The 13015-nt window shown below is 57.1% G+C and carries 14 protein-coding genes and 1 pseudogene; 10 read left to right on the top strand and 5 right to left on the bottom strand.

What is annotated here, in order from left to right; genetic code table 11:
* Window positions 1-470, top strand: a 470-nt coding sequence (locus SIK69_RS07145; RefSeq protein WP_319785741.1) for an RHS repeat-associated core domain-containing protein, incomplete at its 5' end; no start/stop codon positions are given.
* Window positions 461-724 carry an immunity protein TriTu family protein gene (locus SIK69_RS22975; protein WP_445582684.1) on the top strand — a complete coding sequence of 88 codons (264 nt, stop codon included), beginning with the start codon at window positions 461-463 and terminating at the stop codon, window positions 722-724. The genes SIK69_RS07145 and SIK69_RS22975, both read left to right, overlap by 10 nt.
* Before the next feature lie 56 nt (window positions 725-780).
* Here the strand turns inward: SIK69_RS22975 and SIK69_RS07140 are convergent.
* Window positions 781-971: pseudogene (locus SIK69_RS07140) on the bottom strand (IS256 family transposase); the annotation flags it as partial.
* Between the two features lie 118 nt (window positions 972-1089).
* Between SIK69_RS07140 and SIK69_RS07135 the strand changes: the two are divergent.
* Together SIK69_RS07135 and SIK69_RS07130 are read left to right on the top strand one after the other, a co-directional pair.
* Window positions 1090-1389: an RHS repeat domain-containing protein gene (locus SIK69_RS07135; RefSeq protein ID WP_319785740.1), complete on the top strand. Its 300-nt coding sequence runs from the start codon at window positions 1090-1092 to the stop codon at window positions 1387-1389.
* 91 nt (window positions 1390-1480) lie between these two features.
* Window positions 1481-1612, top strand: coding sequence for an RHS domain-containing protein (locus SIK69_RS07130; protein ID WP_319785739.1), 132 nt, complete (start codon window positions 1481-1483; stop codon window positions 1610-1612).
* Window positions 1613-1853: 241 nt separating this feature from the next.
* Here the strand turns inward: SIK69_RS07130 and hutU are convergent, their stop codons facing one another.
* Window positions 1854-3539: a urocanate hydratase gene (gene hutU, locus SIK69_RS07125; RefSeq protein WP_319627927.1), complete on the bottom strand. Its 1686-nt coding sequence runs from the start codon at window positions 3537-3539 to the stop codon at window positions 1854-1856.
* Between the two features lie 193 nt (window positions 3540-3732).
* Window positions 3733-4275, bottom strand: a complete 543-nt coding sequence (locus SIK69_RS07120) for a HutD/Ves family protein (RefSeq protein ID WP_319785738.1) — start codon at window positions 4273-4275, stop codon at window positions 3733-3735.
* 205 nt (window positions 4276-4480) lie between these two features.
* Between SIK69_RS07120 and SIK69_RS07115 the strand changes: the two genes are divergently transcribed.
* The 6 genes from SIK69_RS07115 (at window position 4481) to SIK69_RS07090 (ending at window position 10526) form a co-directional block, all read left to right on the top strand.
* A complete protein-coding gene (locus SIK69_RS07115) occupies window positions 4481-5326 on the top strand; it encodes a transporter substrate-binding domain-containing protein (RefSeq protein WP_319627929.1) in 846 nt (281 codons plus the stop codon).
* 12 nt (window positions 5327-5338) lie between these two features.
* Window positions 5339-6058, top strand: a complete 720-nt coding sequence (locus SIK69_RS07110) for an ABC transporter permease (protein WP_319627930.1) — start codon at window positions 5339-5341, stop codon at window positions 6056-6058.
* Window positions 6059-6067: 9 nt separating this feature from the next.
* The gene (locus SIK69_RS07105; RefSeq protein WP_319785736.1) at window positions 6068-6799 is read left to right on the top strand and encodes an ABC transporter permease; all 732 of its coding nucleotides are present in this window, start codon (window positions 6068-6070) and stop codon (window positions 6797-6799) included.
* Between the two features lies 1 nt (window position 6800).
* A complete protein-coding gene (locus SIK69_RS07100) occupies window positions 6801-7595 on the top strand; it encodes an ABC transporter ATP-binding protein (RefSeq protein ID WP_319627932.1) in 795 nt (264 codons plus the stop codon).
* Window positions 7592-9088 (top strand): HAL/PAL/TAL family ammonia-lyase, encoded by a 1497-nt coding sequence (locus SIK69_RS07095; protein ID WP_319785734.1) that lies wholly within the window; start codon window positions 7592-7594, stop codon window positions 9086-9088. The genes SIK69_RS07100 and SIK69_RS07095 overlap by 4 nt, the downstream gene beginning before the upstream one ends.
* A 61-nt stretch (window positions 9089-9149) precedes the next feature.
* Window positions 9150-10526, top strand: coding sequence for a purine-cytosine permease family protein (locus SIK69_RS07090; protein ID WP_319785743.1), 1377 nt, complete (start codon window positions 9150-9152; stop codon window positions 10524-10526).
* 88 nt (window positions 10527-10614) lie between these two features.
* Here SIK69_RS07090 and SIK69_RS07085 read toward each other — a convergent pair whose 3' ends face one another.
* Both SIK69_RS07085 and SIK69_RS07080 read right to left on the bottom strand, forming a co-directional pair.
* A complete protein-coding gene (locus tag SIK69_RS07085; RefSeq protein WP_319785733.1) occupies window positions 10615-11988 on the bottom strand; it encodes a serine/threonine protein kinase in 1374 nt (457 codons plus the stop codon).
* A gap of 30 nt (window positions 11989-12018) precedes the next feature.
* Window positions 12019-12969 carry a hypothetical protein gene (locus tag SIK69_RS07080; RefSeq protein WP_319629280.1) on the bottom strand — a complete coding sequence of 317 codons (951 nt, stop codon included), beginning with the start codon at window positions 12967-12969 and terminating at the stop codon, window positions 12019-12021.
* Window positions 12970-13015: the final 46 nt, after the last annotated feature.

Here is a 13015-nt window from a genome sequence, read left to right as displayed (position 1 = left end):
GGTTCCGTTACTATGATACGGAGACGGGGCAGTACCTGACGCCGGACCCGATAGGCCTGGCGGGCGGCATGAATCCGTACGGGTATGTGCATAACCCGCTGAGCTGGGTGGATCCGCTGGGGCTTAAAAATGTTACTGTTGGTCGATGGATGGGCCCAGAAGAATACAAAAAAATGACTGAAACTGGCCAAGTTATGCAAAGTTCAACAGGAACAACTCATGTTGCCTTTCATGCAGATATTAATGCATTTGGAAAACAAGCCAAGAATGGAGCAATGTATGTCGAATTCGATGTTCCCGAATCAGCACTAATCCCAACGAATGAAGGATGGGCAAAAATTGTTGGCCCTGATTCTATTGAAGGTCGTCTTGCTAAACGTAAAGGTTTGCCAGCTCCGGAAATGCCAACAGCACAAAACATTAGAGTATTAGGAAGTAAAATTGATGGGGTAATAATAAAATGTTGTTGAATTTCAATGATTGGATATTGAAAAATACCAATTATAAATGTGTTGTTAATAACAATGAATTATCTGATAGCATTGTTATAGATGTAGATACTGATAAATACATTGCCAGATTTACTGTTTGGGATGATAAAAGCTGCATGTCAGAAATTATTGAAGTAAACACTGGAGAGTATCTTATAAATAAGAGGAGTGAATTTAATGATTTGAACGAGCTATTGTGTTTATTTCATATTTTCAATGAATTACTAAATTAACTTTCTACTTTATGATGATTAGACCCTGTAAATAAATTTGTGTAACTGCCTACGTGTTAAAGGTGATCGCTCAGGCGGTCACCGAATTCGATGATAAAACGGCTCATTGCCAGCCGCCAATTCTTCCACTTTCTCCACGCAGGCTGTATCGCTATATACACCACCTTACACACTGAATCATCTGTTGGGAACACCTTGCGCTTCCTAATGGTGGCACGGATAGCGCTGTCAGTGATTCGCTGGCATTTGACAGTAACGACCAGATAACGCGGTCGGCGTTTGGCGGCATGATGGCGGTGGAGGAGCGGTTCCGTTTCGACACGAACCTGAACATCCGCGAACAGAGCCGCCTGCCGCGCGGGGCGATGTCAGCGCTGGATCCGGTGCAGCAGCGGCAGGCACGGGGTCGGGTGGTGAGCCGTGGCGACTGTGAGTACCGGTACGACGCCGCCGGACGGCTGACGGAAAAGCGGTTGTGCCGGGACGGCTGGCGGCCACAGCGGTGGCGTTACCGGTGGAATGCCCTGAGCCAGCTGAGCGAGTTTATCACCCCGGACGGGGCACGCTGGCGCTATGCGTATGACCCGTTCGGGCGACGCATCCGTAAGGAAAAGCTGTCGGACAGCCCTCCGGCGACAAGACCGGTGGGGTGTGAATACCTGTAGAGCGGGGACCAGCTGATAGCGGGGACACTGGCTGTATGCCCCGGGAGGACTTACCCCGCTGGCGCGACAGGAAAAGGGCAGGCTGCATCATGTGGTGAGCGACCACCTGGGGACACCGCGGGAGCTGCTGACGGAGCAGGGAAAAAGGGCGTGGGCAGGGCGGCTGAGTATCTGGGCCGGTGTCGGCAGTGGGCGGTGGCGGCGAATGATGCGGACAAGCTGAGCTGTAATATCGAGCTTTACGCATGGTGATCTCCTCAGAGGACATAATCAGTATGTCGGAAGATCTCTAAAAGTGAATGGTTCGTTTTGCCCGGATACTTTCACGGGGAGTATGACGGGCATAGAATGCTCTGCGCTTACCGCCTCCTCGGACGACGGCTTTAGTCGTCAGCACCTTACTCAGTTGTTAGCCAACCTTTGGGGTGCAATTCAACGTTGTGTCTGAAGGGCTCAGTAAAACTTTACCCAATCATCGGCAGTTTCAAATCATGTTTCTGTGCACAGGCGACCGCCTGTTCGTAGCCCGCGTCGGCGTGGCGCATTACGCCGGTTGCCGGATCATTCCACAGGACTCGGGCCAGGCGTTTATCCGCTTCCGGCGTACCGTCGCAGACAATCACTACACCGGAATGCTGCGAGAAGCCCATTCCCACGCCACCGCCGTGATGCAGGCTGACCCAGGTTGCGCCGCCTGCGGTATTGAGCAGGGCGTTCAGCAGCGGCCAGTCGGACACCGCATCGGAACCGTCTTTCATCGACTCGGTTTCACGGTTGGGTGATGCGACGGAGCCACAGTCGAGGTGATCGCGACCGATAACGACCGGCGCTTTCAGCTCGCCGTTACGCACCATTTCATTAAACGCCAGGCCCGCGAGATGACGCTCACCCAGCCCCAGCCAGCAGATGCGGGCTGGTAAGCCCTGGAAGGCAATGCGCTCCTGCGCCATGTCCAACCAGCGGTGCAGGTGGGTATTGTCCGGGAACAGTTCCTTCAATTTGGCGTCGGTTTTGCGGATGTCGTCTTCATCGCCCGACAGCGCCACCCAACGGAACGGGCCTTTTCCTTCGCAGAACAGCGGGCGGATATAGGCCGGAACGAAGCCCGGGAAATCAAAGGCATTTTCCACCCCTTCATCCAGCGCTACCTGCCGAATATTGTTCCCGTAATCGACGGTCGGTACGCCCATATGGTGAAAATCGAGCATCGCCTGGACGTGTACCGCCATTGAGGCGCGGGCCGCTTTTTCGACCGCTTTCGGCTGAGTTTCGCGCTCGTCCAGCCAACGGGTTACACTCCAGCCTGCCGGTAAATAGCCGTTAATCGGGTCATGGGCAGAAGTCTGATCGGTAACGATGTCTGGGCGCATCCCGCCCGCTTTGGCACGTTTTACCAGCTCGGGCAGAATCTCGGCGGCGTTGCCGAGCAGGCCGACGGAGATGGCTTTTTTCTCGGCATTGGCCTGCGCGATCAGGTCCAGCGCCTGGTCGAGACTGGTGGCTTTGTAATCGACGTAGCGGGTCCGAATGCGGAAATCAATCCGTGACTCCTGGCACTCAATTGCCAACACCGATGCCCCGGCCAGCACGCCTGCCAACGGCTGTGCGCCGCCCATCCCGCCCAGCCCGGCAGTGAGGATCCATTTCCCGCTGAGGTCACCGTTATAATGCTGACGACCCGCTTCGGCAAAGGTTTCATAGGTGCCTTGCACGATGCCCTGCGCACCGATGTAAATCCACGATCCGGCGGTCATCTGGCCGTACATCATCAGCCCGGCTTTATCGAGTTCGTGGAAATGATCCCAATTGGCCCAGTGCGGCACCAGGTTGGAATTGGCGAGCAGGACGCGCGGTGCATCAGCATGGGTGCGGAAAACAGCGACCGGTTTGCCGGACTGGATAACCAGCGTCTCTTCCGGCTGCAGGCACTCCAGCGAGCGCAGGATCTGCTCGAAGCATTCCCAGTTCCGTGCCGCTTTGCCGATCCCGCCGTAGACCACCAGATCTTCCGGACGTTCGGCGACGTCCGGGTCGAGGTTGTTCTGGATCATGCGGTAAGCCGCTTCAATCAGCCAGTTGGCGCAGTGAAGTTTTTCGCCACGAGGCGCGCGAACCGTACGGGAGAGGGCGGTGGTCTGATGGGTAGTCATGTCATTCCTTCCAGAGACGTAAGTCGTGTCGGTTATCGGGTAAACGCAGCTGCGTTTGTTATGGATATGTAACAATAAAAGCGTTAATGTACATTCCTGTCTATACAACCAGGTGTAATTTCCAGCGCAGATCACATTCGCTTTTATAAAATCTTGCTGTAACAGTCAGATAGCCGAAGCGGTTTAGACTCGCTTAACGCAGCATTACCTCTGCCAGCAGCAGGGTGGCGTCGGTCGACAGTGGAACCAGCTCGCCCGGGGTCTGGTCTTGCCAGCAAATACCGCTCTCTGCTTCATAGCGTTCCCCGGCCAGTTCCCAATTGCCCTGCAACACAAACGCCACGCCGTTGAGGGCAGGCGTCTGCGCGGTGGTAACCACCTTCACCTGTGCCGTCGCCCGGCGGCGCTGGGTCATGATGTTAAAATCTCGACCCGGCGTGATAATGCCTTCCGTCGCCAGCGGCCACTCTCCGGCAAACGACCACGGCTGCCAACGCAGCAGCCGATGGTTAACTTCGCCTCCTCGCAGCCAGAGCGGCCCGCCCACCAGCAATGTAATCACCCGATCGACACCGTCAAACAGCGAAAAAGCGCCATCGCTTTGTAGGGTGGCAACGCTCGCCCGCCATAGAAACGCCGCATCCGGCGAAACAATGTTGACGATTTCCCGGGTTTCGCCACCGCCGTTTTTCCAGTGGGAGACCGGCAGCGAACCTAACTGAAAGGGTTTGATCATCGGGCTTACTCCCTGTTTTATCCGTTTGGCTGTTGTGGTGATACATTTGATATTCAAATTGATTACAAATTATTTACAACATGGCTCACAAATCCATCATTCGACGAGTGTGATGGAAAGTCAATGGTTGTATATACATGTTCTGTCATTTGTTGCACGCCATGCCTTAAGCATGAAACACGCTAATGAAATCGGGAGAATCATCATGAAGCAGCGCACCACTTTTCGCGGGATCTGTCTGACCACTCTGCTTTCAGGCCTGCTGTTGAGCGCCGGGGGCGTGAATGCCAAAGAATGGACCTCGATTACCATCGCCACAGAAGGGGGCTATGAGCCGTGGAACCTGACGTTGCCGGGCGGCAAGTTGAGCGGTTTTGAGCCTGAGTTGATGGAGAATCTGTGTCCGCGGATGGGCATCCAGTGCAAGCTGGTAGTACAGAACTGGGACGGGATGATCGCCGGACTGAATGCCGGAAAATACGACGTCATCATGGATGCGATTGTCATCACCCCGGAGCGTAAAAAAGTCGTTAGCTTCACCGTGCCTTATGCCGCCACCCCGGCATCGTTTATCACCGTGAAAGGTACGCTGCTGCCGCCTGCGCCCGTTATCAAATTGCACGATAACGAAAAAGAGATCCAAGCGGCCATCGCCCCGCTCAAGGCCGCGCTGAAAGGCAAGACCATCGGCATTGCCTCCGGCACGGTCTACACCCCGTTTATCGACAAATACTTTAAAGACGTGGCCGACATTCGCGAATACAACAGCTCGGCTGACGCAATACTTGATTTGCAATCAGAACGCATTGACGCGGTATTCGACGATATCACTTTCGCTAACTCCACGCTTGCTCGCCCGGAAAACAGCAACCTGACCTTCAGCGGCCCGCAGCTGAGCGGCCCTATCTGGGGCGAGGGTGAAGCGATGGGCGTGCGTCCCGCGGATGCGGAACTGAAAGCCAAACTCGATACCGCCATTAACGCCGCACTGGCAGATGGCACGGTGAAGAAACTGAGCGAAAAATGGTTTAAAGCCGACGTCACCCCATAAGCGAGGTTGAAGATGATGAATTTCCTGAGTCTGGGGGAAGACGGCTGGGGACGATTGATCCTCAGCGCCACACTGACCACGTTGCTGCTCTCGATGGTGGCGCTGATGGTGGGGGCGGTAGTCGGCGGAGTGGTGGCTTCCGCTAAATTATCGCCCCGCGCGCCAGCTCGCTGGTTCGGCTCGGCGTACTCTGTGGTGTTTCGCGGTATTCCTGAACTGTTGATTATCTATCTGTTTTATTTCGGCGGCTCCGGTCTGGTCTCGCTGATAGGCCAGATGTTCGGTGCAGACGGCTTTATCGAAATGCCGCCGTTTCTGATTGGCGCCCTGGCGATTGGCCTGATTTCCGCCTCGTATCAGGCCGAAGTCTACCGCGCCGCGCGTCTGGCGCTGTCGCCGGGAGAAGTCGAAGCCGCCCAGGCCATCGGTATGCCGCGCTGGCGCATTCTGCAACGGGTGATGTTGCCGCAGATTTTCCGTTATGCCTTACCTGGGCTGTCAAACGTCTGGCAGATGAGCCTGAAAGATTCGGCCCTGGTGTCGGTGACCGGCATCGTCGAACTGATGCGCGCCAGCCAGATTGCCGCCGGATCGACCCGCGATTATTTCCTGTTCTATCTGATTGGCGGCGGCGGCTATCTGCTGCTGACGCTGCTGTCGAACCGGGCTTTTATCAAGGCGGAAACCCGTCTCAATCGCGCATGGCAGCGCCGTACCGTGGCACAGGCTTAAGGAGCGCACATGGTTATCGACTTCGCTTTTCTCGGCGACACCTTCCTCAAACTGAGTGCCGCATTGCCGGTGACGCTGGGGCTGTTTGCCTGCTCGTTCCTGCTCGGCGGCGTGCTGGCGTTGGGGATTCTGGCGATGCGCATGAGTCAATGGCGCGTGCTGAGCAGCGTTGCCCGGGGCTATATTCTGGTGTTTCGTGGTTCACCGTTGATGATCCAGCTGTTTCTGATTTATTACGGCCTCGGACAGTTCGGCGTTATCCGCCACAGCTTCCTGTGGCCACTGCTGCGCGAGCCGTTTATCTGCGCGGTGCTGGCATTGGTGCTGTGTACTGCGGCGTATACGGCGGAGATCCTGCGCGGCGGTTTGCTGGCTATTCCGGCCGGACAAATTGAAGCCGGGCGCGCCTGTGGGATGTCACGCCTGCTATTGCTGCGGCGGATTATCGCCCCGGTGATGCTGCGTTATGCGCTGCCGGCCTATTCAACCGAAGCCATTCTGCTGGTGAAGTCGACGGCGCTGGCGAGCCTGGTTACGGTGTGGGATGTCACCGGCGTGGCGCAGCAAATCATTCAGCGTACCTATCGCACCATGGAAGTGTTCCTCTGCGCGGCAGCGATTTACCTGATCCTCAACTTTATTATCGTCCAGCTGTACGCCCTGCTTGAGCGTCGGTTGACGCCCCATACCCGTCAGAGCCCGAGAACCCTCGCGCTGAAGCCTGCCAGCAAAGGAGAATAACATGCACGATTTGCGTCCAGTCACCCTGTCGGTCAGCGGTATCCACAAATCCTTCGGCATGCTTGAGGTGTTGAAAGGTATCTCCATTGAGGCCCAAAAAGGTGACGTCATTTCGATTCTGGGGGCCAGCGGCTCCGGGAAAAGTACGCTGCTGCGCTGCATCAATCTGCTGGAAACCCCGGATGCGGGTGTGGTCAGCGTCGGCGGGGAAACCATCGAGATGAAGCAACATGCCCGCGGGCACCAGCTGGCGGCGAACCCTAAACAGATAGAGCGTCTGCGTTCGCGTCTCGGGATGGTGTTCCAGAGCTTCAACCTGTGGTCGCACATGACGGTGCTGCAAAACGTGATTGAAGGGCCGCATTACGTGCTCAAGCGCAGTAAGCGCGAATGTATTGAGCAGGCGGAGCAGCTGCTCGATCGCGTGGGTCTGCTCAACCGCAAAGATTATTACCCGGCCCAGCTTTCCGGCGGTCAGCAGCAGCGCGTGGCGATTGCCAGGGCGCTGGCGATGGATCCTGATGTGATGCTGTTCGATGAGCCGACTTCGGCGCTTGATCCGGAGCTGGTGGGTGACGTGCTGAAAGTGATGCGTAGTCTGGCGGAAGAGGGGCGCACCATGCTGGTGGTGACGCACGAGCTCGGCTTTGCGCGGCATGTGTCTAACCGCGTGGTGTTCATGCATCAGGGCAATATCGATTGTGAAGGTACGCCGGACGCACTGTTTGGCGAACAGGGATCGCCCCGTTTTCAGCAGTTCATCTCCAGTCATTATCAGAAGGAGCAGTCCCTGTGAATGCAACGGTAGAGTGGGGCGATGAGCCTTTACGCTGGCAGGATGTGGCGCGCGTCGCGCGGGGCAAAGCGATCTTAACCCTCAGCGACAGCGTCTGGTCACGCCTCGCGCAGGGACGCGAAATCGTGGCCCTGATTGTGGCTTCAGGCCATGTAGCGTATGGCGTTAACACTGGGTTGGGCGCGTTATGCAATATCAGTTTGCCGGAAGAACAACTCAGCCAGCTGTCGCGCAATACCCTGCTCAGCCACGCCTGTGGCGTCGGTCCGCTGCTGGATGAAGCGCAAACGCGGGCCATCATGTGCGCGGCCATTGCCAATTACAGCCACGGTAAATCCGGGATTTCTCCGGCGATTGTCGAACAGCTACTGGCGTTTCTGAATCAGCAGATTACCCCGCAGGTGCCATCGCAGGGATCGGTCGGCTATCTGTCGCACATGGCGCACATTGGTCTGGCGCTGATGGGCGTTGGCGATGTCGGCTGGCAGGGCGCGGTAGTTCCCGCCGAACAGGCGCTGGCCGAGGCCGGGCTTAAACCGATTTCGCCCGGCGCGAAAGAGGGGTTGAGCCTGGTGAACGGCACGCCGTGCATGACCGGCCTCGCCTGTCTGGCGCTGGACGACGCACAGCGTCTGCTGGATTGGGCAGACGTCACTGGCGCGATGAGCTTTGAAGCGCTGCGCGGGCAAATTGTCGCCTTCGATGAAGAGATCCTCGCCCTGAAAGCCAGCCCGGGTATTCAGCACAGCGGTGCCCGCCTGCGCAGATTATTGGCTGACAGCGCATTACTGGCCGAAAGCGTCGGGGTACGTACTCAGGATGCGCTCAGCCTGCGCTCAATGCCGCAGGTTCACGGCGCGTGTCGGGATCAGTTCAGTCACGCGCGTCAGCAGGTTGAAACTGAACTCAACGCCTGCACCGATAATCCGCTGGTGCTCGGCACGCCGGAGAATTGGCGTGTGGTGTCGCAGGCCAATCCACACGGTGAATCGGTGGCGATGGCCTGTGATGTGCTGGCGATCGCTATGGCGGAGTTGGGCAGTATGTCTGAGCGTCGCCTCGACCGGCTGGTTAACCCGCTGGTGAGCGGCTTACCGGCGTTCCTGGTGGCGAAACCCGGGGTCAATTCCGGAATGATGATCGCCCAGTACGTGGCGGCCTCGCTGTGCGGTGAGAATAAACAGCTTGCCCAGCCTGCGGTGCTGGATAACTTCGTGACTTCCGCCTTGCAGGAAGACCACTTAAGCCTCGGCACGGGTAGCGCACTTAAGCTTCATCGCCTGCTCGGCAACCTGTATCACATCATCGGGATCGAATATCTGCTGGCGGCCCAGGCGCTGCATTTCCACGGTGAAAACAAACTGGCCCCCGGCACCCGTCAGAGCCTGGCGTTGCTGCGCGAAACCGTGGCCCCGTGGGAAGACGACCGCTGGCTGGCTCCGGAGATTGGCAAAGCGGTCAACGTTCTTAAACATCATCAACCGGGATTTTAGCGAGGCATCCATGTCGTCATTTTCATCAGCCGACCCGCAGGCGGGGCAGAAACAGGGGCGCATTTCTGAAACGCGCTCTATTGATTACATCCCGGATAATGAGCGCCACGGGCAGATTTTCAGCCAGTTCACGCTGTGGTTTGGCGGCAATTTACAGATAACCGCGATTGTCACCGGAGCGCTGGCGGTGGTGCTGGGCGGCGACGTGGTATGGTCGCTGATTGGCCTGCTGGTGGGGCAAGTTCTTGGGGCGGCGGTGATGTCACTGCATGCGTTGCAGGGGCCACGTCTGGGCCTGCCGCAGATGATAATCAGCCGCGCGCAGTTTGGCGTTTTCGGGGCTGTTATCCCATTGGCGCTGGTGTGTGTGATGTACGTCGGCTTCTCGGCCAGCGGTACGGTGCTGGCCGGGCAGGCGATGGCCAAACTGCTGTCGGTGAGTAATGAAGCCGGGATGATCATTTTCAGCGCCATTATTATTGTCATCGCGGTGCTGGGATATAAGGTTATCCATAAACTCGGCAAGGTGGCGAGCATCGTCGGTGTGCTGGCGTTTGCGTGGCTGTTTGTGTCACTGCTGTTGGCGACTGATCTCAACACTATCGCGCAGAATAACCATTTCTCATGGGCCAATTTCCTGCTGGCGATTTCCCTTTCGTCTTCCTGGCAGATCGCATTTTGCCCTTACGTGTCTGACTATTCGCGCTATCTGCCGCGAGATGTCTCCGGTAAAAAGACCTTCTTCGCCGTTTTCTGCGGCACGGTGTTAGGCACCCAGGCGTCGATGACCCTGGGGGTGATCGCTGCCGCCATCGCCGGAAGCGCGTTTCCGGGGCATGAGGTGAGTTACATCGTCGGCCTGGGGAAAAGTGATGTGATGGCGATGATTATCTATTTCGCCATCTGCTTTGGCAAAATCACTTTCACCACCCTGAACGCCTACGGCAGCTTTATGTCGCTGACCACCATCGTGTCCGGCTTTCGCCAGCAGGTGACGCTGAGCCAGAAATGCCGGGTGAGTTTCGTGGTGTTAATGGTGGCGATTTCCTGCGTGATAGCCCTGCTGAGCGAACCGGCGTTCCTGAAACACTTCACCCATTTCCTGCTGTTCCTGCTGGCGTTCTTCGTACCCTGGAGTGCGATAAGCCTCAGCGATTACTATCTGATTTCCCGTCAGCAGGTGGATATCCCGGCGTTGTTTGATCCGAAGGCGCGCTATGGTTACTGGAACCTGTTTGGCATCGGGGTGTACGTAGTGGGCGTGCTGATTCAGCTTCCATTCATCGAAAACCCGTTGTTCCATGGCTCACTGACGTGGTTGTTTGCCGGGAATGACGTGTCGTGGATTATCGGCTGGTTTGGTACTGCGCTGCTGTATATCGGCTTGCACAAGCTGGATCGCAGAGTGTTGCCTGCGCAGACAATTTACCCGTCATAAAAATTAGCTCGGCGGCGCTTCGCTTGCCTGGCCTACGGGATCGGAATGTAGGCCTGTGCAAGCGAAGCGCCGCCGGGCAATTTGTGTGTTATGCCTGCGGGTCAACCAGCCAGGTGCCGGGCTTATCCACGGTGATGGTCACGTTCCGGGTTTGTTGCCCGTTGCGCAGGGTCAGCAGGTATTTGCCCGGCGAGAACTGTACCGCCGCATAGCCGTTCACCGGGGTCGGCATTTTCTGCACTTTGCCGTTCACTTCCAGTTGGTCGCCATTGGCAACGTGAATATAGACCCGGGTCTGGGCAGCACCCGCGCCTGCGGGTTTGACGGCTGTTTCGATTGGCGCGACGCTGCGTGCCGGGGCGGTGGATGCCATCTCGGTAGAGGCATTGCGACCAAACAATAATCCTCCGGCCACCAGACCCACCAACACGCCAGCGGCAATCTGTAACGGCATGCGCTGTTTTTTCCACCAGGGATCGGTGACGTTAGATTCTTCCGGTGGCTGTTCAACCGGGACTAACATCGAACCGGTCGGGCTGGACGGTGTCCGTTCACCAGCCTCATTGAGTGCAATACCCGCCAGCGCGGCAAATTCCGCGATGGTCTGCGGTCGGTCTTCCGGTCGCAGGGCCAGCGTGCGGTCAATGGCCTGCAACAACGGCAGGGAATATCCTTCCGGAGCGTTTTCAGCCAGCGGAACGCAGTTATCCTGAATACTGCGCGTGACGCTGGCTGGCGGACGATTGCCGGTGATCAGCGTATAGAGGATCGCGCCCAGCGAATAGATATCGGTCCACGGGCCGGGTGGATTATCGATATCATCAGAATATTGCTCCAGCGGGGTAAAGCCTGGATGCAGCAGCGTTTTATTCACTTCGCCACTTTCACCGCGGGTCTGGCGCAGAGCCCCAAACTCCAGCAGCAGCGGCAGGCCGTTGTCCTGGATTTGGATGCTGTTGAGCGACAGCCGACAATGGATAAAGCCTTTGTCATGCAGCGCCGCCAGCGCCCCACACAGCATCGGCAGCATGCGGCGCAACCAGGCTTCGTTAATCAGCTCAGGATGCTGCTGGAAGAGATCGGCCAGTGAGACACCGCTATAAACCGGGGTCGCGGCGTAGGCCGTTTCGTTATAGGTCCAGAAGCGCAGAATTTGCACCACGTTCGGATGGTTCAGGCGTGCAAGCTGACGGGCTTCGTGAATGAAACCGTCCAGTCCAACGCTAAACGCCGACTGGTCTTGCTTACTGCGCGGCACCAGACGCTGGCTCTCGCTGCGAACGGTCAGCGTGCGCGGCAAAAATTCGCGGATTGCCACCTGACGTTCGAGTTGATGATCCAGGGCGCGATAGACGATGTTGTCATTACTGGTGTCAATGACATCCTGAATTTCAAACTCATCAAAACGATAACCTGGGGGCAGAGCGTCGGGCGGTCGCTGTGTGTAATCGGTATCTGTCATGCTACGATCTCAGCTCTTTAAGTGACAACATCAATTCTGGGTGCGCCATGGGCCGACTGCCGGATCGCGCAACTGCGTTTGCAGCGAGTCAATCAACAGCAGGGTCATCGGGGATTTCGGCTCCAGCCAACCCGCCCAGGCTTTACGCACCTGATTGAGCTGCGTTTGCAGGCTGGCTTCATCCATCGCCATTTCACGTGGGACTTTGACGGCAATGGTGCCGGTCGCCACCCAGGCGTTGAGTTCAGGTTTGTACGGCAGGATCATCCAGCTCTGCGGTGCCTGTTCGTTGCTCACCACCATCCGCTCGTTATTGAGCGTGGTAATCAGCAGGCTGTTGGCATCGGCTCCGTCGCGCAGACCGCTGACCGGGAAACCGTGAACGAAGGTCATCGGCAGACGTTTCTCGCCCGCGCTGCCGCTCTGGACAACCTCGCTGCGACCGCTTAACCAGCCGCCTTTTTCACACAGGCCGTCGGGGATAAACAGCGCCGACGCGCCGGAGCGAGCGGTCCAGAAAGTGCGCAGATGGCAGCCATCCTGCAAGGTAAATTCCTGCCACGGGGTTCTGTCCGCGGGAACGGACTTTTCGGTGGATTGCGTTGGGGCGGCGGCATCGCTTTCCTGAATGGGCGTCACGTTGACATCCCAGTCGCTGTCGCGATCGGCTGTACCAAAGGCCAGCATCGCGCCCTGCGGATCTTCCATTCGCCAGTGTACCCGTTGTAGGGTGGAACACTGGCTTTCGAGCAGCGTGCCCAGTCGCGGCATAAACCCATTCAGGATAGACGGGTTCTGGTCGCCGTTAGCCACAATGCGCAACGGTAATTCTTTCGCACACCAGCTCTGCGGCGAATTACTTTTGATGTTATCAATCCAGATATCCAGCTTCTGCGAGGGTGACTGGACAAAACGGTAGTTCTCCGCCCAGACGCCAGAAGATGCCAGCAGTAATGCCACACCTGAAAGCCAGAATTTCATAGATTTCCTTTATGCATCCAAAAACGGGTAAACAGAAACGCAGGGG

It is taken from the genome of Scandinavium lactucae (assembly GCF_033843265.1).
Classification (GTDB): domain Bacteria; phylum Pseudomonadota; class Gammaproteobacteria; order Enterobacterales; family Enterobacteriaceae; genus Scandinavium; species Scandinavium lactucae.
Note: the sequence above shows the minus strand (reverse complement) of the source record. Positions and strands in the feature narration are given on the sequence as shown.

What these genes read in the sequence shown, in the direction of transcription:
- SIK69_RS22975 (WP_445582684.1), top strand. Translation starts at nt 461, where the DNA reads ATGTTGTTGAATTTCAATGATTGGATATTGAAAAATACCAATTATAAA.
- SIK69_RS07080 (WP_319629280.1), bottom strand. Translation starts at nt 12,969, where the DNA reads ATGAAATTCTGGCTTTCAGGTGTGGCATTACTGCTGGCATCTTCTGGC.
- SIK69_RS07135 (WP_319785740.1), top strand. Translation starts at nt 1,090, where the DNA reads ATGTCAGCGCTGGATCCGGTGCAGCAGCGGCAGGCACGGGGTCGGGTG.
- SIK69_RS07115 (WP_319627929.1), top strand. Translation starts at nt 4,481, where the DNA reads ATGAAGCAGCGCACCACTTTTCGCGGGATCTGTCTGACCACTCTGCTT.
- hutU (WP_319627927.1), bottom strand. Translation starts at nt 3,539, where the DNA reads ATGACTACCCATCAGACCACCGCCCTCTCCCGTACGGTTCGCGCGCCT.
- SIK69_RS07085 (WP_319785733.1), bottom strand. Translation starts at nt 11,988, where the DNA reads ATGACAGATACCGATTACACACAGCGACCGCCCGACGCTCTGCCCCCA.
- SIK69_RS07105 (WP_319785736.1), top strand. Translation starts at nt 6,068, where the DNA reads ATGGTTATCGACTTCGCTTTTCTCGGCGACACCTTCCTCAAACTGAGT.
- SIK69_RS07100 (WP_319627932.1), top strand. Translation starts at nt 6,801, where the DNA reads ATGCACGATTTGCGTCCAGTCACCCTGTCGGTCAGCGGTATCCACAAA.
- SIK69_RS07110 (WP_319627930.1), top strand. Translation starts at nt 5,339, where the DNA reads ATGATGAATTTCCTGAGTCTGGGGGAAGACGGCTGGGGACGATTGATC.
- SIK69_RS07120 (WP_319785738.1), bottom strand. Translation starts at nt 4,275, where the DNA reads ATGATCAAACCCTTTCAGTTAGGTTCGCTGCCGGTCTCCCACTGGAAA.